At 67.2% G+C, this 20,723-nt stretch carries 18 protein-coding genes; 10 read left to right on the top strand and 8 right to left on the bottom strand.

The genetic code is table 11. The annotated features are described in order from the left end of the window. Positions 1–19: 19 nt before the first annotated feature. Genes K4G53_RS16265 through K4G53_RS16285 form a run of 5 tightly spaced genes read right to left on the bottom strand, consistent with a single transcriptional unit; the run spans position 20 to position 5,639 of the window. Positions 20–1,312, bottom strand: coding sequence for a DUF58 domain-containing protein (locus tag K4G53_RS16265; protein ID WP_221386668.1), 1,293 nt, complete (start codon positions 1,310–1,312; stop codon positions 20–22). Beyond that, positions 1,312–2,325, bottom strand: coding sequence for a MoxR family ATPase (locus K4G53_RS16270; protein ID WP_221386669.1), 1,014 nt, complete (start codon positions 2,323–2,325; stop codon positions 1,312–1,314). The genes K4G53_RS16265 and K4G53_RS16270 overlap by 1 nt, the downstream gene beginning before the upstream one ends. Continuing rightward, complete coding sequence (locus K4G53_RS16275) at positions 2,322–3,539, bottom strand: DUF4350 domain-containing protein (protein ID WP_221386670.1); 1,218 nt, start codon at positions 3,537–3,539, stop codon at positions 2,322–2,324. The genes K4G53_RS16270 and K4G53_RS16275 overlap by 4 nt, the downstream gene beginning before the upstream one ends. Then, the gene (locus tag K4G53_RS16280; protein WP_308287903.1) at positions 3,536–4,210 is read right to left on the bottom strand and encodes a DUF4129 domain-containing protein; all 675 of its coding nucleotides are present in this window, start codon (positions 4,208–4,210) and stop codon (positions 3,536–3,538) included. Before K4G53_RS16280 ends, K4G53_RS16275 begins: the two co-directional genes overlap by 4 nt. Beyond that, positions 4,173–5,639, bottom strand: a complete 1,467-nt coding sequence (locus tag K4G53_RS16285; RefSeq protein ID WP_260323632.1) for a hypothetical protein — start codon at positions 5,637–5,639, stop codon at positions 4,173–4,175. The genes K4G53_RS16280 and K4G53_RS16285 overlap by 38 nt, the downstream gene beginning before the upstream one ends. 176 nt (positions 5,640–5,815) lie before the next feature. Here K4G53_RS16285 and mtrA point away from each other — a divergent pair, with 176 nt between their 5' ends. The 7 genes from mtrA (at position 5,816) to secA (ending at position 16,074) form a co-directional block, all read left to right on the top strand. Beyond that, entirely contained in the window at positions 5,816–6,490 is a 675-nt protein-coding gene (gene mtrA / locus K4G53_RS16290; protein WP_221386671.1) for an MtrAB system response regulator MtrA, read from the top strand. After that, entirely contained in the window at positions 6,462–8,414 is a 1,953-nt protein-coding gene (gene mtrB, locus K4G53_RS16295) for an MtrAB system histidine kinase MtrB (RefSeq protein ID WP_221386672.1), read from the top strand. The genes mtrA and mtrB overlap by 29 nt, the downstream gene beginning before the upstream one ends. After that, positions 8,411–10,123, top strand: coding sequence for an LpqB family beta-propeller domain-containing protein (locus tag K4G53_RS16300; RefSeq protein WP_221386673.1), 1,713 nt, complete (start codon positions 8,411–8,413; stop codon positions 10,121–10,123). Before mtrB ends, K4G53_RS16300 begins: the two co-directional genes overlap by 4 nt. A 69-nt stretch (positions 10,124–10,192) precedes the next feature. Then, positions 10,193–11,125 carry a phosphoribosyltransferase family protein gene (locus K4G53_RS16305; protein WP_308287904.1) on the top strand — a complete coding sequence of 311 codons (933 nt, stop codon included), beginning with the start codon at positions 10,193–10,195 and terminating at the stop codon, positions 11,123–11,125. Between the two features lie 143 nt (positions 11,126–11,268). Beyond that, positions 11,269–11,994, top strand: a complete 726-nt coding sequence (gene hpf, locus K4G53_RS16310) for a ribosome hibernation-promoting factor, HPF/YfiA family (RefSeq protein WP_221386675.1) — start codon at positions 11,269–11,271, stop codon at positions 11,992–11,994. Positions 11,995–12,022: 28 nt separating this feature from the next. Next, the gene (locus K4G53_RS16315) at positions 12,023–13,237 is read left to right on the top strand and encodes a winged helix-turn-helix domain-containing protein (RefSeq protein WP_221386676.1); all 1,215 of its coding nucleotides are present in this window, start codon (positions 12,023–12,025) and stop codon (positions 13,235–13,237) included. Between the two features lie 98 nt (positions 13,238–13,335). After that, complete coding sequence (gene secA, locus K4G53_RS16320) at positions 13,336–16,074, top strand: preprotein translocase subunit SecA (protein WP_221386677.1); 2,739 nt, start codon at positions 13,336–13,338, stop codon at positions 16,072–16,074. A 74-nt stretch (positions 16,075–16,148) separates the two neighbouring features. Here the strand turns inward: secA and K4G53_RS16325 are convergent, their stop codons facing one another. Beyond that, positions 16,149–16,727: an Rv3235 family protein gene (locus K4G53_RS16325; protein ID WP_260323634.1), complete on the bottom strand. Its 579-nt coding sequence runs from the start codon at positions 16,725–16,727 to the stop codon at positions 16,149–16,151. Between the two features lie 50 nt (positions 16,728–16,777). Then, the gene (locus K4G53_RS16330) at positions 16,778–17,626 is read right to left on the bottom strand and encodes a LysM peptidoglycan-binding domain-containing protein (RefSeq protein ID WP_221386678.1); all 849 of its coding nucleotides are present in this window, start codon (positions 17,624–17,626) and stop codon (positions 16,778–16,780) included. A gap of 145 nt (positions 17,627–17,771) precedes the next feature. On the opposite strand from K4G53_RS16330, the gene K4G53_RS16335 reads away from it, so the two are divergent. Then, positions 17,772–18,341: a hypothetical protein gene (locus K4G53_RS16335; RefSeq protein WP_221386679.1), complete on the top strand. Its 570-nt coding sequence runs from the start codon at positions 17,772–17,774 to the stop codon at positions 18,339–18,341. Between the two features lie 34 nt (positions 18,342–18,375). Here K4G53_RS16335 and K4G53_RS16340 read toward each other — a convergent pair whose 3' ends face one another. Continuing rightward, positions 18,376–18,591, bottom strand: a complete 216-nt coding sequence (locus K4G53_RS16340) for a helix-turn-helix domain-containing protein (protein ID WP_018768505.1) — start codon at positions 18,589–18,591, stop codon at positions 18,376–18,378. Between the two features lie 152 nt (positions 18,592–18,743). Between K4G53_RS16340 and K4G53_RS16345 the strand changes: the two genes are divergently transcribed. Both K4G53_RS16345 and K4G53_RS16350 read left to right on the top strand, forming a co-directional pair. Then, positions 18,744–19,385 (top strand): hypothetical protein, encoded by a 642-nt coding sequence (locus K4G53_RS16345; RefSeq protein ID WP_221386680.1) that lies wholly within the window; start codon positions 18,744–18,746, stop codon positions 19,383–19,385. Then, the gene (locus K4G53_RS16350) at positions 19,382–20,686 is read left to right on the top strand and encodes a P-loop NTPase (RefSeq protein WP_221386681.1); all 1,305 of its coding nucleotides are present in this window, start codon (positions 19,382–19,384) and stop codon (positions 20,684–20,686) included. The genes K4G53_RS16345 and K4G53_RS16350 overlap by 4 nt, the downstream gene beginning before the upstream one ends. Positions 20,687–20,723 lie beyond the last annotated feature (37 nt).

The raw sequence follows: 20,723 nt of genomic DNA on the forward strand, positions 1-20,723 counted from the left end.
GTGGCTGCTGCGTCCGGCTTCACAATCTACCGGCAGCCTTGAGCTTGATGTACATGTCTGCCAGACGGGGCGGCAACTGGTGAGGTTCGGCATCCACCACCTCCACGCCGCGCCGCCGCAGTTCCGCGGTCACGGCAGCCCGTTGGAGAAGGGCGCGCTCGGCGGCGGCCGCGCGGTAGACCCCCGTGGCATCGTCGCGTTCCCGCAGCATGGTTCCAAGCTGCGGGTCGCGCACGGCCGCGACCACTACGCTGTGCTGGCTGGCGAGGCGCTCCGCCGCTGGCAGCAGACCTTCCTCGGGTGCCCCGCCGTCGAGGGTTGTCAGCAGGACCACCAGGGACCGGTGCGGGGAAACGGCCCGGACCTGGGCCGGGAGCGCAGGCCAGTCCATCTCGATGAGCTCGGGTTCCAACGGCGCCATGGCCTGGACCAGCCGGCCCAGGAGATTTCCCTGCCCCGCGGAACCCGCCCGCGCCCGGACCCGCCGGTCAAAGGCCACGAGGTCCACCCGGTCGCCGCCCCGTTCGGCCAGGACCCCCAGCAGGAGCGCCGCCTCCATCCCGGTGTCCAGACGGGTTTCGTCGCCGATCCTTCCTGCCGACGTACGGGACGTGTCCAGGACCATCACCACCCGGCGGTCCCGCTCGGGCCGCCACGTCCGCACCACCACGGCGGAGCGCCGGGCGGTGGCCCGCCAGTCAATGGAGCGGACATCGTCACCCCGGACGTAATCCCGCAGCGAATCGAACTCGGTGCCGGCGCCGCGGATCTGGACGGCGGCCTTTCCGTCGAGTTCGCGCAGTTGACGGAGCTTCGAGGGCAGGTGCCGGCGGGAGTGGAAGGGCGGCAGTACCCGCAGCGAGCCGGGGCACCCGATAGTGCGCTGGCGGGCCGCCACACCCAGGGGCCCGAAGGAACGGAACGTCACATGGGGTGTTTTGAGGTCACCGCGGCGGACGGGACGGAGAAGGATCGCCAGCCGCCGGCTTTCGCCCGCCGGGACGTCAATGGCCTGGACCGGATTCTGCGCTCCGGCGGAGGGCTGCCAGCCGTCCCGGAGGGTTCCCTGCAGCCTCCGGTTTCCGTTGTTGCGAATGGTCAGCACGGCCTCGGCCATGTTGTTGAGTGTCACGTTTGCAGGTTCGGCGCGGAGCACCTCGACTTGCCGGGGAGTCCCGGCGAGGAGTACGTCCGTGCACAGCAGGACCAGGAGCACCGCGCCCACCGCCAGTACCGTTGGCCACCCCGGGAACAGGAGGACCGGAAGCAGTCCGAGCGCCACCAGCGCCACGAAGCGTCCTGAGACGGCCATCAGCGCGGGACGGGGACGGTTGCCAGGATGCTGCCCAGGACATCATCCACGCGGACGCCGTCCATCTGAGCCTCGGGCTGGAGTGCAACGCGGTGCCGCAGGCAAGGCAAAGCCATGGCCTTGACGTCGTCCGGAGTGACGAAAGTGCGTCCGGAAAGCCATGCCCAGGACCGTGAAGTGTTCAGGAGGGCGGTGGCACCGCGCGGCGACACGCCCAGCAGGAAGGACGGTGCGGCCCGCGTGGCGCGGACAAGGTCAACGATGTAGCCCACGATTTCCGGATCGACCGCCACGCCCGCCACGGCCTCCCGTGCACGCGCCAGGTCCTCCGTGCCGGCGACGGCCCGGACTCCAGCCGCCTGCAGGTCCCGGGGATCGAATCCAGCCGCGTGGCGACGGATGACCTCGATCTCGTCGTGGCGTCCGGGCAGGGGCATGGTGAGCTTGAGCAGGAACCGGTCCAGCTGGGCCTCGGGCAGGGGATAGGTTCCCTCGTACTCCACGGGGTTCTGGGTCGCCGCCACGAGGAACGGTGACGGGAGCCGGAGGGATTGTCCGTCGACGGAGACCTGGCGCTCCTCCATGGCCTCCAGCAGCGAGGCCTGTGTCTTGGGCGGTGTGCGGTTGATTTCGTCTGCCAGCAGGAGGTTGGTGAACACCGGTCCTTCCCGGAAGCTGAAATCGGAAGTACGGGAGTCGTACACCAATGAGCCGGTGACGTCGCCAGGCATGAGGTCCGGGGTGAACTGCACCCGCTTGGTGTCGAGGCTCAGCGCCGCGGACAGCGCCCGGACCAGGAGTGTCTTGGCCACGCCCGGGACGCCTTCCAGCAGCACGTGTCCCTGCGAGAGGAGGGCAATCAGCAGGCCGGTGACCGTCCCGTCCTGCCCCACAACCGCTTTTGCCACCTCGCGGCGGACGTCCAGCAGGGCCTGCCGGGCGGCATCGTCAGTCAATGTGCGCTCGTCGTCGGAGGGGTTGAGGACCGTGGGGCCGCTGCCGTGTTCGCTCATTGGGTGGTGACCTCTTTCTCCAGATTGTCCAGGGCCTGGGACCAAGCGACCAGCCGGGCCTCGGTTTGAGGGTGTTCATTGACCAGCGCTGCGATGCCGGCCGCGTCGCGGCCCAGCACCGCCGCTGCCGCCGCGATGGTTTCCGCTGCAGTGGCACCAGGGCCAAGCCCGAGGCTGCCGGCAAGCCGCGTCAGCAGCCCTGCCCGCAGGTTGTCGCGGGCCTGGCCGATGGCGTGCGAATCGTGGTAGAGCCGGGCGCGTCCCTCGGCCGTCTCCACCGCCTTGACCACCACGGGCAGCGGCTCGAAAACCAGCGGCCCGTTGCGGCGGCCGCGCCAGGCGATGGCCGCAGCCGCGACCACGAGGAGCCAGGGGCCAAGGAACCGGGCCCAGTCCGGGGCGAGGTCATCCAGCGATGTGCCGCCGCCGTCCGCCGCCACGTCCTGCAGGGTTGGCAGGTACCAGACGAGGTCCGGTGAGCTGCCGAGCAGCCTGAGGGCGAGAGCCGCGTTTCCCGCCTCATCCAGCTTGTCGTTGCCCAGGACGGCCGTGCTGCCCACAACCGTGATGCGCCCGTCAGCGCTGGTAGCAAGAAGCCCGGCGGCACTGCCACCCGGCCGGTAGCAGGTGGTGCCGCCGTCGTACACAAAACTCCCTGCGCCCGTGACCTGCCCGGCAGCCTCCGCCTCCGGCAGGATGCAACCAGGCTCCAGGACCGGAAAGGCCTCAGGGACCACGCCTGCCTGGCGGATCCCGGAGTCCAGCGCGGTCAGCGTGTTCAGCCGGGGCGTGACGACTACCACCCGGTCCGCGCGCTCCATCAGCGCCTCCAGCTGCGGGCCGTCCAGGACTCCGTTCCGGTCATACAGCAGCAGGGTGGAACCCTGCCGCAGCACGGCAAGGGCGCCTTCCAGCCTCTCCGGAGTGTGGACGTCAACGCCGTGCTGCCGCAGGATCACGCCCAGGGCCTTGGCTCCATCAGGGCCCGCGTTGCTGACGGAGAGGGGAACGCTGTCTCCCTTGGGGGCCAGTTGCGTCCCGACGGCCAGCGCCAGGGCGGCAGCCACCACGGCCGCGCCCGCAGCGAGGGTGCGATGGCGACGGACCCAGTGTCGCCACCTGCCTGCCGGTGCAGGCGCACCCTGGGGGCCCGTGCCCGCGTCCCGAGGGTCCGTGCCGGCGAAGCCGTTGCTGGTGGAAAGAATGCCGGTCATGGCAATGGCACCGCGTTGGCGCCGGGGGAGCGGGCGGGCCTGCTGGCCTCGAGCGCCTCATCCAGGTCTGCCATGGCCTGGTAGTCGGCGGCGCCGGAAGCCCGGTTCCCGTACCGGATCCCGTCGAACATCGCCGCCGCCAGTTCCAGGCGCCGGGCCTCGGCGGGGAAGGGCAGGGACAGGGCCCGTGCCGCTTCGTCCGCAGTCAGGCCTGGTTGCGGGTCCAGGATGGCACGGTCTTCAGCGTTGCGGACCAGGGCCCGGAAACGGTCGACGACGGCGTCCCCCCACTTTCCGGCCCCCGCTGCGGCTTCCGCGCGCGCCCGGTAGTCGGCGGCATGGACGGCAACGTCCCCTTCGAATACCTCCGTGGGGCGGCGGGCCCGGGCGTTCAGGCGCGGACGTGCCAGGATCACGGCGGCGATGATAATGGCGGCAATGACGATGGCTATGGCGGCGCCGGGCACCTGCGCGGCGTCGCCCGTGGAGCCTCCGTCCAGGGACCGCAGCCACTCCAGGAAGTTCCGCCAGAGCGTCCCAAGCCAGGAAGGGGCAGCGTCCCGGTACTCCGGTTTGGCCAGTTCCTCCGCAGCCCACCGCCTGGCTTCATCCGCGGAGGGCAGCACCGGCGGCTCAGCGCCCATCCGGCCATCCGGGTGCCGCAGTTCCATAGCCCGGGTATGCCCCGGCCGCGCCCGGCACGACACCCCTGCCCGGAACGCCCGGATCAGCGCCTGACTCGTGCTGGCGCAGCAGCGCGATGTCCAGCCCGTCCTTGCGCATCCGCAGGTCCAGGTACAGCAAGGCCATGACGGACGTCTGGAAGGCGTAGCCCACCGCACCGGCCAGTGCCCCAAACACGGCTGTGATCACGCCTGCCGCGACGGCCACGGTTGCTTCCTGTCCACTGCCGCCATGCGGCGAGACGACACTCGTCAGGAAACTGGCCATGAAGGTCACCGGGATCAGGACCACCTGGCTGATGACTCCCACGAGGACGCTCACCACCGCCGTGATTCCGAAGATGCGCCACCAGTTGGCCCGGGTGAGTTCCCAGGAACGCCGGAGTCCGGCGAAGGCGCCGAGTTCTTCGACGACGATGGCGGCAGGCGCCACCATGAATTTGACCGCCACCCAGGCGAACAGCAGCACGAAGCCGAAAAACACCGGGATGGCCAGCAGCAGGCCCATCCCGCGCACGTTGGAGAGCAGGAGGGCGGTGGCCACCGCCAGGAGCAGGACCGCCAGCACTCCGGCCGCCATCAGCAGCGCGGCCAGCCGGACCAGCGCTCCGGTCCTGGAGCGCGCCAACTGCCACATCAGGCGGAAACCCGTGCGCCGGTCCAGGACCGCCCTGGCCACGGGCACCACCATGGCGCCCTGGAGGACGACCGAGACGAAGACCGACAGGACGGAAAACAGGACGACGGCGGTAACAAACCCGATGCCGACCGAGGCTACGTCCGCGGGGGTGGCGGTTTCGGCCCAGGCCTCGATGGAACCGGCCGAGGCCGCCGTGGCCGTGGTAACGACTGCCGCGAGGATGGCGGCCAGGGACTGTGCCAGGAGGGCCGCCCCGAGGATTGCCTTGGCGTTGCGCCGGATGGCCTGGAACGCTCCGTCCAGGATTTCGCCGAACAGGAGGGGGCGCAGCGGGACAATTCCTGGTTTGGGCGGGGCGGCGTAGCGCGGCTGGCCATAGGGGGAGCCGCCGTACGTGGGCCTCTCATAAGGGGAGCCTGGCTGGGGGTATCCGGGGTAGTGGGGGCCGGCGGCCGGGTAGCCGTTGTATGCAGGGCCGCCGTATGCGGAAGGGGCGGGGTAGGGAGTGTCCCGGTCCCCGTACTGACCAAGCGGCTGCTGCCAGGGGGACGGCTGCTGCCATTGGGGCTGCTGCCAGGGAGAGGGATGCTGCCAGCCTGCTGGTTGTCCGCCTGCCGGTTGTCCGCCTGGTTGTCCGCCTGCCGGCGGCGCCCATGGCTGCTGCCAGGCCGGCGGTACCGGGCCGATGCCGCCCGAAGGCGCGGCCCCGCCGTCGTCCTCTCCCCGTGCCGGATGGTCCCGCGTGGGCTCCCCGGCGCCGGACTCCTGTGGTGACACTGATTCCTCCCCCATACCAGTACGCCTGCTGCACCGCGATTCCCGCTGCAAAGGTGGGCGCGGGCCGCGCGAGGCATGCCCCAAGACTATAGTTCCGTCGTCGGACGTCCTAGTGTCCCGCCATGCCGGAAGGCGCTGAACAGGACAAAGCCATCCTGATAAGGGAATATATAACTATGAAGGCACGCATTCTGGTGGTTGATGATGACGAAGCGCTGGCCGAGATGATTGGAATTGTCCTCCGCAACGACGGCTTTGAGCCGGTGTTTTGTGCGGACGGCGCAAGGGCGCTCGACGTCTTCAGGTCATCCAGGCCGGACCTTGTGCTGCTCGATCTAATGCTTCCCGGCGTGGACGGCATCGAGGTCTGCCGGCAGGTCCGCGCTGAGTCGGATGTTCCCATCGTGATGCTGACTGCCAAGTCGGACACCTCCGACGTCGTCCGCGGCCTGGAATCCGGCGCTGACGACTACGTGCCCAAACCCTTCAAACCTGCAGAACTGGTGGCGCGGGTGCGCGCGCGCCTTCGCCCCGGGGACCAGAAGGCACCCGAGACGCTCAAGATCGCGGACATCACCATCGACGTCGCCGGGCACACCGTCAGCAGGGGCAATGAGCGGATCTCGCTGACTCCGCTGGAATTCGACCTCCTTGTGGCACTTGCCCGCAAACCGTGGCAGGTCTTCACCCGGGAACTGTTGCTTGAACAGGTCTGGGGCTACCGCCATGCTGCCGACACCCGGCTGGTCAACGTCCATGTGCAGCGGCTGCGCTCCAAAATCGAGCAGGACCCGGAAGCTCCGGAAGTCGTATTGACGGTGCGTGGTGTCGGCTACAAAGCAGGGGTCTGAGCCCGTCGGGCACGACGGGGGAGCGGACCGTTCCGCCCCCACGCCTGCAGGCACTCCGGATGCCGCGCCGGAGCCTTCCGTGGACGCTGAACGGCAGGACACGCGCGATGCCGGCGAGGGCAACGAGGCATTGACGCCGGAAGCGCGCACGGTGGCATTCCGGGCCCGCATCTGGCAGCGCAGGGCCGTGATCGTGTCCTTGCGCGTGGCAAGGCTGGTCCGGATGGGTGTCCGGCGGTTCCTTCCCGGCCTGAGGTACCTCGGGCGGGCGCTGCAGAAACGCTGGCGCCGCTCGCTGCAGTTCCGCACCGTCCTGACCACGCTGATGCTGGCCGTGACGTCGTTCGCCGTGGTGGGTGCCTACCTGTCGAACCAGATTGCCAACAACCTGTTCCAGGAGCGGCTGACCCAGGCCGAGTCCGAGACCCGCTACAACGTCAAGCAGGTGCAGGAGACGTTCGACGGCGCCCAGGTCACCGACCAGTCCAGCGTCATCACCCTGGTGTATGACACGCTGAACGCCGTCGAGGGGCGGGGATCGGTGATCCAGCGCCGGTACGTCTTCGAGGCGATGCCGGAGCAGACCAAGCCCCGGAACAGGTGGGTGGAGTCACGCGCTTCGGACCAACTGACCGTCAGCGTCATCCCCCCGGAACTGCGCAAAGCCGTGCAGCAGTCCGGAAAGGACCAGTACTGGGCGTCCACCGTCATTCCCGTGGGCACCGAGGACCGGCCGGGCATCGCCGTGGGGAACAAGGTGACCTTCAACGGCACGGTCTACGAGCTGTACCTCATTTATGACCTCAACACCGCGCAGCAGACGCTCAACGAAATCCAGAGCGTGCTCTGGGCGGGCGGGGCGGTGCTGGTCCTGCTGATCGGCGCCGTCGCCTGGTACGTGACCCGCAACGTGGTCAGTCCTGTCAGCCACGCGGCCATGGTGTCGGAGAAACTCGCAGCCGGCCAACTGCAGGAGCGCATGGTGGTCCGCGGTGAGGATGAAGTGGCACGCCTGGGCGCCTCCTTCAACCACATGGCGGCCAGCCTCCAGGAGCAGATCACGCAGCTGGCGACCCTTTCGCAGATGCAGCAGCGCTTCGTGTCCGACGTCTCGCACGAACTGCGGACGCCGTTGACCACCGTCCGGATGGCGGCCGAGGTGCTGTACGACGCCCGCGACGATTTCGACCCCATCAACAAGCGCTCCGCGGAACTGCTCTACAACCAGGTTGAACGGTTCCAGTCCCTCCTCTCGGACCTGCTGGAAATCAGCCGCTTCGATGCCGGCGTGGCCGTGCTCGACGCCGAGCCCGAGGACCTCATCCAGCTGGTTGCCCATGTGATTGAGGGTGCTGCGCCGGTGGCGGCAGAGTACGGCTCCGAGATCGTCCTCAGCGCGCCCGAAGGTGCCATCATCGTGGAAATGGATGCGCGCCGGATCGACCGGATCCTGCGGAACCTGATCCTGAACGCGGTGGAGCACGGCGAAGGGAAACCGGTTGCCGTCACGGTGGCGGCAAACGAAACTGCCGTGGGAGTGGCTGTCAGGGACCACGGCATAGGGATGGAACCGGCGGAGGCCGCGCGGGTCTTCGACAGGTTCTGGCGCGCGGACCCGGCCCGCGCCCGCACTACCGGTGGCAGCGGACTGGGGCTCTCGATCGCCATGGAAGACACCAAGCTGCACCACGGCTGGCTGCAGGCCTGGGGCAGGAAAGGCAATGGCGCGAACTTCCGCCTGACCCTTCCCCTGCGGCAGGAGGAGGAGATCGTGGAGTCGCCGGTCCAGCTCGAACCGCGGGACGCCGTGATACCGGGAACGCCGGGCAACATCCCTGCCGAACAGGACTACAGCAACATGCTGGTGCTGGAGACTGGCGGCCCCCGGCCCGGCTCCGCGCCCGCACCGAAGGAGACACCATGACAGGCAGCCCCCGGGCGAAGTCCGCGGCTGCCCTGCTGGCGCTGCTGATGGTCCTTCTGGCCGGCTGTGCCCGGATCCCGACGTCGGGCCCGGTGGGGAAAAGCAGCGAGAGCAGCGCGGGCAACGTCAGCGCCCCGGTATTCCTGCCGGCAGCGCCGCAGCCGGGTGCCTCGCCGGAGACCATCATCGACTACTTCTACCGCGCCGGCAGCGGCTACGAGGATGACTACGCCGTCGCGCGCCAGTACCTGACGCAGGCATCGGCGGTGTCGTGGAAACCGGACAAGCGGGCCCTGGTGTACCGGGAAGCAAGGGTTGTGCCGACGGACAAGGAGAACGTCTACAACTACGAACTCGATGTCTCCTACACGGTGGACGCCGACGGCATCGCCACCCAGTCGCCCCCGGGAACCGTGGAACGGATCCCGGTGACCGTGAGCCAGGTGGACGGGGAGTGGCGGATCTCCGCGATCCCGGACGGAACGGCCATCGCGGAAGAAACCTTCAAGGTCATCTACGGCGCCTACCCGATCTACTTCTACGACCCCACGTTCACCTACGCCATCCCCGATGTCCGGTGGTTCCTGAAGAACAAGACCGTCAAGGCAATGACCAGTGCCCTGCTCGCCGGGCCTGCGCCCTACTTGCGTGGTGCGGTGGCCAGCGCGTTTCCGTCAGGCATCAAGCTCGCCCGTGAATCGGTGCCGGTGGTCTCCGGGGCGGCGCAGGTCGACCTGACGGCCAAGGAACTGATGGAGACATCAGCAGAAGACCGGCTCCGCATGCAGATGCAGTTGACCCTGACCTTCCGCAGCCAGCCCGACGTCGTGAACGTCGAGCTTCGTGCCAACCAGGACCTGGTCCGCGTCGAGGACAACGGAGCAGTCCTTCCCCCGGTGCTTGACAAGACCGTACCGTCACGCCAGATCGCCATCAGCGGCAACGAGCTGGTGCGCTACGAAAACAACCGTGTCTCCCCGCTGCCGGACATGCAGCCGGTATCCTCCCTCAGCCCCCGGTATCCGGCCGAATCCCCTGTCTCCCAGACCGCGGCCTTCCTCAATGACGGCAGGACCACCCTCTACAGCATCGCCCCCGGCCAGCCCGCGCGCGCACTGACCACCAGGAGCACCCTGAGCAGGCCGTCCTTCAGCATCAACGACTGGGTATGGACGGCCGGTCCAGGTGCTACAGGCGCTACCGAAGTGGTGGCCTTCCATCCCACCGGAGTAGCCGAAGGGTCCGCCGTTCCGTCCGTCACCTTGGCGCCGTCCTGGCTTGCCGGCCGGACGGTCAGGGAATTCCGGGTATCCCGCGACGGCGTCCGGGCGCTGGTCATCTCGGAACAGAACGGCAAATCCAAGGTCCAGGTTGCGGGGATCATCCGGGCGGGAGACGGCACGCCGCGCGAACTGACCAACCCCGTCTCCCTGCCATCCACCACTGACCCCGACCAAGGGGTGTGGGTCAGCAGCACCACAGTCGTGGTGATGAAGGGCTCTGCCGGTTCCAACGTCACGCCGGAACTGCTGTCCCTGGCATCGGGCCAGCCGCAGCAGCTGGCCGCCTGGCCCGGGCTCGTGGCCATCAGCGCAGGCAACGGTGCCGATGACATCTATGCGCAGTCCGGCGAAGGCATCTTCCAGCGGCTCGGCAACGGGTGGTCGCCGCAAATCAAGGGACCGATCGATCCCGCCTTCCCCGGCTGAGGCCAGGGTTTGTCCACATAGTGCCGGGCAGGCCTACTCCCGGAACCCGTGATGCCCCAAGGTGGAGGGGTGGACAGGATAACGGCTGGCGGTACCGCGGACGCCCGGCGGAGGGTCCCTCCCAGGCTTGATCCCGATCTTCGCCCGCCGCCGTCCTCGCCGGCAAAGCATCGCCAGGACCACCAGGCTGCGGTGCTGCGGGCCGTTGACTGGATCACCGGGGCTGCCGGGGACCTCCTCGCCCTCGCTGCTCCCGTCGACTGCGTGTGCTGCGGAGCCGAGGACCGGCACCTGTGCGCAACCTGCGCCGGCCGTATCCGGCAGATCACCAGGCACCCCTTCCGGGCGGAGGGCGGGGCTCCGGCCCTGATGGACGTCAGCGGAACGGTCCTCCTGCCGGTCGTCGCCGCAGGCGTCTACCGCGACGAGTTGGCCCAGGCCCTGCTGTCGTTCAAGCGGAACGGCCAATACCAGCTGGGATGCAGCCTTGGCCGTGCCCTTGCCGAGGCGGTAAGGGCTGCGGCCGGAGGTAACGGGGGATTCCTCCTTGTCCCTGTCCCCACCAGCACGGGAGCCTACCTCAGCCGCGGGTTCAGTCCGGTCCACCTGCTCCTCAGGGAGACCGCGCGGCGGCTTCCCGGGGTCCGGGTGGCAGACTGCCTCAGCAAGGCACGGCCATCGGTCCTGCAGTTGCCGGGAGGCCAGAAGGGCCTTGGCCGGGGTGCCCGCACACAGCGGGTCCGGGGCTCCATGAAGGTCAGGCCGAGGGCGTGCGCAAGGGTGGCGGGCCGTCACTGCATCATCATCGACGACGTCCTGACCACAGGTGCCACCGTCGGGGAAGCGGCCCGCGCACTGCACGCGGCAGGGGCAGTGGTGAGGGGCGCCGTCGTGCTTGCGGCGACGCGAGCGCCCGATTCACGCATGTCCGGAGGGGCAGCCGTGCCGTCCGTGCCGGCAACCCAGGACTTAGAAAAAAATAAACCGGGAAAGGATGAATAACGGGTGGCTATGAACTAACGTCGGTGGTGGGTACCAAGACAGAATGTACCTTTCGATGGCGGCTCGGAGAGGGGCTCGACTGTCAGACAGCCCGGCCCAGGGAAGTGCCGCCGTCGTGTCACCGAAGTCATTTGGAGGGCACCATGGAGTTTATGATCAGCGGACGAAATCTGACAGTTTCAGACCGGTTCCGCGAATATGCCGGGGAAAAGATCGCCAAGATCGAATCGCTGGGCGACAAGGTCCAGCGGGTCGACGCGAAGGTCTCCAAGGAGACAAATGCCCGGCAGACCGGCGACCAGCTCACCGTTGAGGTGACAGTCCTGGGCCGTGGGCCTGTAATCCGCGCCGAAGCGAGCGCCGCAGACAAATTTGCCGCCTTTGACCTCGCATACAACAAACTGCTTGAACGGCTTCGCCGGGCAAAGGACCGGAAGAAGGTCCACCACGGACGCCACACGCCGAAGGCCGTCCGCGAAGCTACCGCCTCGCTGGAACCGGCCAGTGCCCACGAGCCGCTCTACCTTGAGGCCAACCACCACAGCGATGCCGTAGCGCCCACCGAAGAAAAGACCCCTTACGACATCGAAAACGATATCCCGGCCGGCAAGTCTCCTGTCCTCATCCGGCGCAAGGTCTTTCCCGCGGCGTCCATGACACTTGACGATGCCGTCGACAACATGGAGCTCGTCGGCCACGATTTCTACCTTTTCGTAGACAAGGAGACCAACACGCCCTCGGTCGTGTACCGGCGCCGCGGGTGGACGTACGGGGTGATCACGCTGGACCATGAATGCGAGCCCGGCGACACCGTCGTGGAGGAAAAGGTCCTTGCCTACCGCTCCGACGACACGCCTGCCAAGGTTTAGGGTGGTTTGACCGACAGAGAGGACTGAAGTGCCGGCATCGCTGAGCCTCCACCAGGCACGGCGGATCGCACTGGCAGCACAGGGACTCCATAAGGGACGGCCCACCGGCCCCGTGACAGCACGGACGGTGGGCCGTACCTTTGCCCGGCTCCAGTTGGTCCAGATCGACTCCGTCAACGTCCTGGTCCGAAGCCACTTCCTGCCCTTCTACTCCCGGCTTGGCGACTATGACCGCACCATCCTGGAACGCATGTCCGGCAGCCATCCGCGCCGCATGCTGGAGTACTGGGCCCATGAAGCCAGCTACATCCGCCCGGAGCACTACCAGGACCTGCTCCTCTGGCAGAAGCGGGCCTGGGTGGGGGCCTCCCGTATGGACCCTGAGGTGCGCAGCGCTGTTGCGGCCAAAATCCTGGCCACGCTTGCCCGTTCCCGGCCCATGACCGCCGCCGAGCTGACGGCCCGGATTGGCCATGTCGAGGAAAGACAAACCGATAACTGGGGGTGGAACTGGAACACGGTCAAGAGGGTTTTGGAGCACCTCTTCGAAGAAGGAGTGGTCTCGGCGGCCTCCAGGACCGGGCAGTTCGAGCGGCGCTACGCGCTGACTGCGAAGGTCCTCCCGCAGATGCAGATGCTGCCGGCCGGCGAGGCGGACCCATCGGCGGCGCTGCACCGGTTGACGGAGGCGGCGGCCAGGGCGCACGGTATTGGAAGCATCCGGTGCTTCGCCGACTACTTCCGCACGCCGGTCAAAGCGACGGCGCTATCCGTGGAACATTTGGTGAAGCAGGGGAGGCTGGAGCCGGTCACGGTGTCCGGCTGGGGCAGGGACGTATTCCGGCACGTAGAGGCGGCCACGCCCCGCCGCGCTGCAGGCCGGGCCCTGCTCAGCCCCTTTGACTCCCTGGTTTTCGAACGCCGCCGGCTGTGGGAGCTGTTCGGCTTCCATTACAGGATTGAGATCTACACCCCCGAACACAAGCGGCGCTTTGGCTACTACGTCCTGCCCTTCCTCCTGCGGGACAAGCTGGTGGCACGCGTCGACCTGAAGGCCGATCGGCCTGCCGGCCGGCTGCTGGTGAAATCCGCCTATGCCGAGCCGGACGCCCCGGCGGACACCGCCGTCGAACTTGCCGCCGAGCTGGCGTTGATGGCCGGGTGGCTCGGCCTGCCGGAGATCGACGTGGCACCCGCCGGGGACCTGGCGGCCGCGTTGAGGCACGAGCTCCGGCGTCTTTGAGCCGTATCGCTGTTAGGGAAAACGGGCGCCGCCCCGGTGTCTCTCCCGTAGACTGAACACGCCAGAATTCGGCGGCATGAGACTGGGAGCATCTTCACGTGGCATCACTTATCGAAAAAATCCTCCGCACGGGTGACAAGAAAACACTCCGGCAACTGCGGAATTATGCCGATTCCATCAATGCCCTCGAAGACTCGTTCAAGACCTTCACCGACGCCGAGCTTCGGGAAGAGACAGACCGCCTGCGGGAACGGCACCACGATGCCGAAAAGCTCGACGACCTGCTCCCCGAAGCCTTTGCTGCAGTGCGGGAAGCCTCATCACGGACGTTGGGCATGCGCCACTTCGACGTCCAGCTGATGGGCGGCGCCGCCCTGCACCTGGGCAATATCGCTGAGATGAAGACCGGTGAAGGCAAGACCCTGGTGGCGACCGCTCCCGCCTACCTGAACGCGCTCGCCGGCAAGGGCGTGCACGTGGTCACCGTGAATGACTACCTGGCCGAATACCAGTCCGAACTTATGGGCCGCGTGTACCGTTTCCTCGGTTTGACCAGCGGCGTCATCCTGGCAAACCAGGACCCCGCCGTGCGCCGCGAGCAGTACGCGGCGGACATCACCTATGGGACCAACAACGAGTTCGGTTTCGACTACCTCCGCGACAACATGGCCTGGGACCGCAGCGAACTGGTCCAGCGCGGCCACCACTTCGCCATCGTTGACGAGGTGGACTCCATCCTGATCGACGAGGCCCGTACACCGCTGATCATCTCCGGTCCGGCCCAGGGGGACACCAACCGCTGGTACAGCGAGTTCGCCAAAGTGGTGCTCCGGTTGCAGCCGGAGAAGGACTACGAGGTCGACGAAAAGAAGCGTACCGTGGGCGTGCTGGAGAGCGGGATCGAGAAGGTCGAGGATTACCTCGGCATTTCGAACCTGTACGAGTCCGCCAACACGCCGTTGATCGGCTTCCTCAACAACGCCATTAAGGCCAAGGAACTGTTCAAGCGGGACAAGGACTACGTCATCCTCGACGGTGAAGTCCTGATCGTTGACGAGCACACGGGGCGCATCCTGGCCGGCCGGCGGTACAACGAGGGAATGCACCAGGCGATCGAGGCCAAGGAAGGCGTCGAGATCAAGGCCGAGAACCAGACACTCGCCACCGTGACGCTGCAGAACTACTTCCGCATGTACGGCAAGCTCTCTGGCATGACCGGTACCGCCGAAACCGAGGCAGCCGAGTTCATGAGCACGTACAAGCTGGGTGTGGTGGCCATCCCCACCAACCGCGACATGCAGCGCGTCGACCAACCGGACCTGGTCTTCAAGAACGAGGTGGTCAAGTTCGACGCCGTTGTGCGCGATATCGCCGAACGGCACGAAAAGGGACAGCCCGTCCTCGTGGGCACCACCAGCGTGGAAAAGAGCGAGTACCTCTCCAAGCTCCTGGCGAAGGAAGGCATCCGGCATGAGGTGCTGAACGCCAAGAACCATGCCAGGGAAGCGGCAATCGTCGCCCAGGCCGGACGCAAGGGCGCCGTCACGGTGGCCACGAACATGGCTGGCCGCGGTACCGACATCATGCTCGGCGGCAACGCAGAGTTCACGGCCGTCGCCGAGCTTGCCAAACGCGGGCTGGATCCCGAGGAAGACTCGGAAGAGTACGAAGCAGCATGGCCGGCGGCGCTGGAAGCGGCCAAGCAGGCGGTCAAGGACGAGCACGAAGAAGTCCTGGACCTCGGAGGCCTGTACGTACTCGGGACGGAACGCCACGAGTCGCGCCGTATCGACAACCAGCTCCGGGGCCGGTCCGGGCGCCAGGGCGACCCCGGCGAATCGCGATTCTACCTGTCCCTGCGCGATGACCTCATGCGGCTGTTCAATTCGGGGGCGGCAGAGCGCCTGATGAACAGCTCCATTCCGGACGATGTCCCGCTGGAATCCAAGCTCGTCTCCCGGGCCATCGCCTCGGCGCAAGGACAAGTTGAAGGCCGCAACGCCGAGCAGCGCAAGAACGTGCTGAAATACGACGACGTCCTGAACCGCCAGCGCGAGGCCATCTACAGCGACCGCCGGCGGATCCTGGAAGGCGATGACCTGCATGAGAAGGTGCAGTTCTTCGTCGAGGACACCATCACTGCCCTGATTGATGCGGCAACCGCCGAAGGCAACGGGGACGACTGGGACTTCCACCAGCTGTGGACAAACCTCAAGACGCTCTACCCCGTGAGCGTTACGGCCGAAGAGATCATCGACGAAGCCGGCGGCAAGTCCCGGGTGACCGTGGAACTGCTCAAGGAAGAACTGCTCTCCGACGCCCGCCTGGTCTACCAGGCCCGCGAGGAAGCCATTGGTTCGGAAAGCATGCGGGAGCTCGAACGCCGGGTGGTCCTTTCCGTCATCGGACGGAAATGGCAGGAACACCTGTATGAGATGGATTACCTCAAGGAGGGAATCGGGCTGCGTGCCATGGCGCAGCGCGATCCGCTGGTGGAGTACCAGCGCGAGGGCTTCGCCATGTTCCAAAGCATGATGGAAGCCATCCGTGAGGAAAGCGTCGGGTTCCTCTTCAACCTTGAAGTGGAAGTGACGCCCGCCCAGGACGTGATGGTGCCGGACGCCGCGGGCGGGCACACTGAGCACGTGGAACCGCAGGTACGGGCCGCAGGCCTCGAAGCACCGGACAAGCCGGCCCAGCTGCAGTACACGGCGCCAAGCGAAAGCGGTGAAACCCAGACCCGGGTTGAGACCCGCGCAAGTGGGCGGTCGGGGAATCCCGCCAAGGCGGCGGCCCAGGATGCGGCAAGACGCCCCGCGAAGAAGAAGAAGCGCTAGCCGGCACGCGGCACCGGTATCGGATACAGGGCAGGGGCGGAGCGTCCCTGCCCTGTACGCGTTTTGCGCGGTGGCTACCCGATAACAAGTTCAACCACCCGCCAGATCTGCTTGCTCCGCTCAAGGCGGACGGCAACGGCGCGGGCGCGTGCGTCGTCCACCACCACCGCGCTGGCTTCATAAACGCCGTCAGCCACCTCGCACACCCTGACGGACCGGACAGCGGAGTTCCGGTGCAGACGGGCCAGCGCAGGATTTCCGGTCCGGTTGATTTCGCGCCGGATCAGGGCCGCACGGTGCTGCAACGCTGCCAGGCAACGCGGGTCAAGCCGCCGCGCGAGTTGATGGACCGGACGGATGCCCGCCAGGACCTCCATGGATGCCTGCACGGTGCCCCGGGTAATGGCGCGCACTTCCGCGGCTTCGCTGACCGGACGAAGCGGTACAGGCACCGGCCGGGCGACGCCAGGGGCAGCGCCGGCCTTGATTGGCGGGGGGACCGGTGCCGGCACCTTGCCGTCTTCCCCCACTCTGGCATTTCCGTCCTGGCCGGGGCGGTTCTGGCCAGTCCCGTTCTGGCCAGAGCTGTCCTGGACGGCGCGGTTCTGGCCGACCCCGTTTTGGACGGCGCGGATGGGCCTCACTGCAGTCATTCGTTTTCCCCTTTGTGTTGGATGGGCCGGCGCAGGTGGCGCGGCTGCGGTTAGGCCGGCGCGGGCGCCAGAAGTATTTGGCCGGGAAGCAACACGTCCGGGTCGGAACCGATCAGCCCGCGGTTCGCTGCATACCAGCGGGGCCATTCGAGGGCTATCTGGACGTCGGACGCTTCTGCCCCCAAGTGGGCGGCGGCAATGTCCCATAAGGTGTCTCCGGCCAGCACCGTCACGGCAGTCCTCCGGGCGCCTGGTTCCACAGTTGTGGCTTGCCGGGTTTCCTGTGCCGCCAGCGGGCCCGGCTCCACAGGCAGGGAAGCCGGGCGCCAGCCGGGGGACAGCGCGTCCGCGGGCGGCTGCCCCTCAGCCTCCCCGGTACGCTCCAGGAACGCGCTCCCCAAGGCGGGACCCCGCTCCGGTCCGGAGGCGGGGCCGGTGGGGCGCCCACTGACTGGCTGGCTTGGGTGGGGTCCAGGATTCGAAGACGCGGACGAGGACTGCGCCGCTGTCGGAGACCACGCCGGCCCCGGGGTTGTGACAGCTGCTTGTGCCGCCACCCCTGAGGCCAGCTGCAGCGACAGCGCGGCAATGGCCAGCCGCTGCATGAAAGCTGGAGAGAGCCGCCGTGCCGTTGCCGCCGCCCTTCGTTGTCCGTGGCGCTCCAGCAGGACACTGGCGCCCGCGGACAACAGCGAGATGGTCCACCACAGCAGCAGAGCAGCGCCTGACGCTGCTGCGGCGATCCCCAGGAGGGCCTCGACGGTAGGGTCCTGCTGACGCGAGACGGATACCTCCCACCGTTCGAAGAGGCCGCGCCCCAGAAGGCAGAGCACAATCCCCAGGACCAGCAGGCCGAGCGCGGTACCGGTATCAGCCCGGCTGGGCCTGCGAATGTCCACGATGCTCTCCGTCCGTTTGATGCACTTTGATGCAGTTTGATACTGCTTGCATCAGTTTGAACGGATTGCCCGCTGTTTGTCCATACGTTGGAGGCAATTCGGTGGGCTCGTTGACCGGCGGCCCGGTGCGCTTTACGCTGGCCGGATGCGCTGGGAAGCCCTGTTTGACGACATGGAAAGCCAGTTCGCGGAAGCGGACCGGCTGGCCTTGGATGCCGAGGTCAACGAGCGGACGCGTGCCGAGCTGGTCAACCAACAGCTGGAGGACCGGCTGCGCGCTGCCTTGGGCTACAGGATCGGAATACACCTCAGTTGCGGTGAGTCGGTGCACGGCGAAGTGATGCACGTCGGGGCCGACGCTCTGCTATTGAACGAGGAGCACCAACAGGTGCTGATCCCTTTCAACGCTGCAGCGCGTTATGTGGGCCTGGGCAGGCGCATCCACGCGGAAACGTCCCCTGTTCGCCGCTCGATAGGACTTGCGCATTCCTTGCGTTGCCTCGCCCGGGACCGCGCAGAGCTGTCGGTGTCCATGGGCGGCGGAGCCGGAATCGTGACCCTCTACGGGGTGATCGACCGTGTGGGCAAGGACTACATCGACCTGGCTACACTAAACCCGGGCGAAGTACGCCGCAGCCGGAACGTCGGCCAGGTCTCGACCATACCGTTCATGGCCCTGGCCATGCTCCGGTCCTCCAAACCGGGCGGCCCCTAAGGGGCCACCGGTGCCGTCTGCTTGTCCGGGACCGTCATACCGACTTGGAGCGCGACTCCTGGATCATGCGCGAGGCTTCGGCGTAGCGTTCCTCGATGTACTGCTCCAGCATCTTCTCTTCAACCCGCCACTGGCCCCGGCCGCCGACCTGTATGGCCTTTAGCTCGCCGCTGCGGACCAGCGCGTACGCGGCAGGGGAGTTGATCTGGAGCTGCTCCGCGACGTCCGCGAGCGTAAGGAACCTGGGCATGAACCTATTTTGCCACCAGAAGGTGCAGTTTGCCGCTGTTATCCACAGTTTGGCGGCATTTAGGTAAATGACTTTTGTTCCCGCCGCCTTGCCGCAACAATGAGGTGTCCGGTCCAAGGTGACAGGCCCGGCGACCTGGGGGGAGAGACGGTATGGTTCCTGAATCAGCTGCCACCGCGGCGCGCCTGAAGCGCCCATCGTGGAAAGATCCACGGCTCATGGTGGGAATTTTGCTGGTCCTGGCCTCTGTGGCCGGCGTCGCCTTCCTGGTGGGCAGCGCCGACCGCACCACCGAGGTCTACGCGGCCCGGGACGGCATTGCCGTGGGGGAGACATTGACTCCCGAAAACGTGGTCCGCGTCAAGGTGCGGCTCGGCGATGCCGAGCAGCACTACATCACTGCCTCGGATGGGCTTCCCCAAGGAACGGTGGCCGTCCAGCGAATTGCCAAGGACCAGCTTGTTCCGCGTGCGAGCCTCGGCGAAGTGGACCAGCTGAACCGAAAGCCCGTTGCCATCCAGGTTGAGCAGAGCCTGCCCTCGCAGGCCGTGCCCGGTGCCCGGGTGGATGTATGGGTAGCGCAGCCGGATGCAAAGAACGGATTCAGCGAGCCGAAGCTCGTCCTTCCGGGCGCGGAGATCGCCGAGGTGACCACGGGGTCGACCGCGCTTGGGTCATCCAAGACCACGGTGCTGATGGTGCTGGTCGAAGACGGTCAGATGCCCGCGCTGCTGGGAGCGCAGGCCAATGAAGCGAAGATCTCCGTCGTGTGGAATCCTGGCGGGACCCGATGAGTATTCCTGTCGTCACGGTGGGCCAGAGCAGGGACGACCTGGTGGGCGGGCTGGAGCGCCTGCATGGCCCGGTGACAGTGGTGCGAAGGTGCGGGGAATTGCCTGAGTTGCTGGCCGCCTGCCAAAGCGGACTGGCAAGGGCTGCTGTGGTCGCCGAGGGCTCTGAGGGCCTGACTGCCTCCCTGGTGGACCGGCTGGGGGCGGTCGGAGTGGCCATCATCGCCCTGACGGACAGCGGCGAGGAGGCCGCCAGGCTCCGTAAAATCGGGGTGGCATCGGCGCTTACGGGAGTGGAATCGGCGGAGCTGTCCGACCGGATTGCCGATGCCGTCGCCCAGCTGGCCGGCGCCGCACGTCCCGCGGACCTCAGCGCAACCGCGGATACAGCTGCAGCCCTGGGCGTCGAGCCTGCCGAACCGCCGGCGGAGGCGGAGGGGCCGGGCGCCGGAAGGATCATCGCCGTCTGGGGCCCCGCCGGATCACCGGGCAGGACCACCGTGGCGGCAAACATCGCCGGTGAGCTCGCCGCCGATGGGAAGGAAGTACTGCTGGTCGATGCCGATACCTACGGCCCCAGCGTGGCTGCCGTCCTGGGGCTGCTGGATGAATCGGCCGGGCTGGCGCAGGCCTGCCGGTTGGCCGACCAGGGCCAGCTCGATTCCGACGCTCTTCGCAGGATAGCCAGCACTGTCGCCACCGCTGCAGGGACGTTCAGGGTGCTCACCGGAATTACCAGGGCTGACCGCTGGACGGAGTTGCGGGCCCCTGCCCTGGCGCTGGTGCTCGAACGCGCGCGGCAGGTCGTCGACGCAGTAGTGGTGGACACGGGCTTCTGCCTCGAAGCCGATGAAGAACTCAGCTTCGACACCTCGGCCCCGCGGCGCAACGCGGCCACGCTGCGCCCTCTTGAGCTCGCTGACACGGTTTATGCCGTAGGGTCGGCCGATCCCGTGGGCGTACCGAGGCTCGTGCGCGCACTCGCCGAACTGGAGGCCGCGGTGCCCCAGGCCGCGCCGGTAATCGTGATGAACAAGGTCCGTGCGTCCGCCGTTGGCAGGGGACCGGAGCGCCAGCTGCGCGATGCCTGGGAAAGGTTCGGGCCTGCCGCGGAGCTCACGGCCTTTCTTCCCTACGATCATGCAGCCGCCGACGCCGCCCTCCTGGGCGGGGCCCTGTTGCTCGAGATCGCGCCCGAGACGTCGCTCCGCCACGCCATCCGCGATCTGGTTTGTGCACCCGTCCAGCAAAAGCCAAGATCCTCTGTATTTTCTTCCACTCCACGCCGAAGGGCAAAGGACTAGGCTCGCCATAAGAGCTGCAATGGTGCGGCGAATATCT

It is taken from the genome of Arthrobacter sp. MAHUQ-56, from assembly GCF_019710585.1.
In the GTDB taxonomy this organism is placed as follows: Bacteria; Actinomycetota; Actinomycetes; order Actinomycetales; family Micrococcaceae; genus Arthrobacter.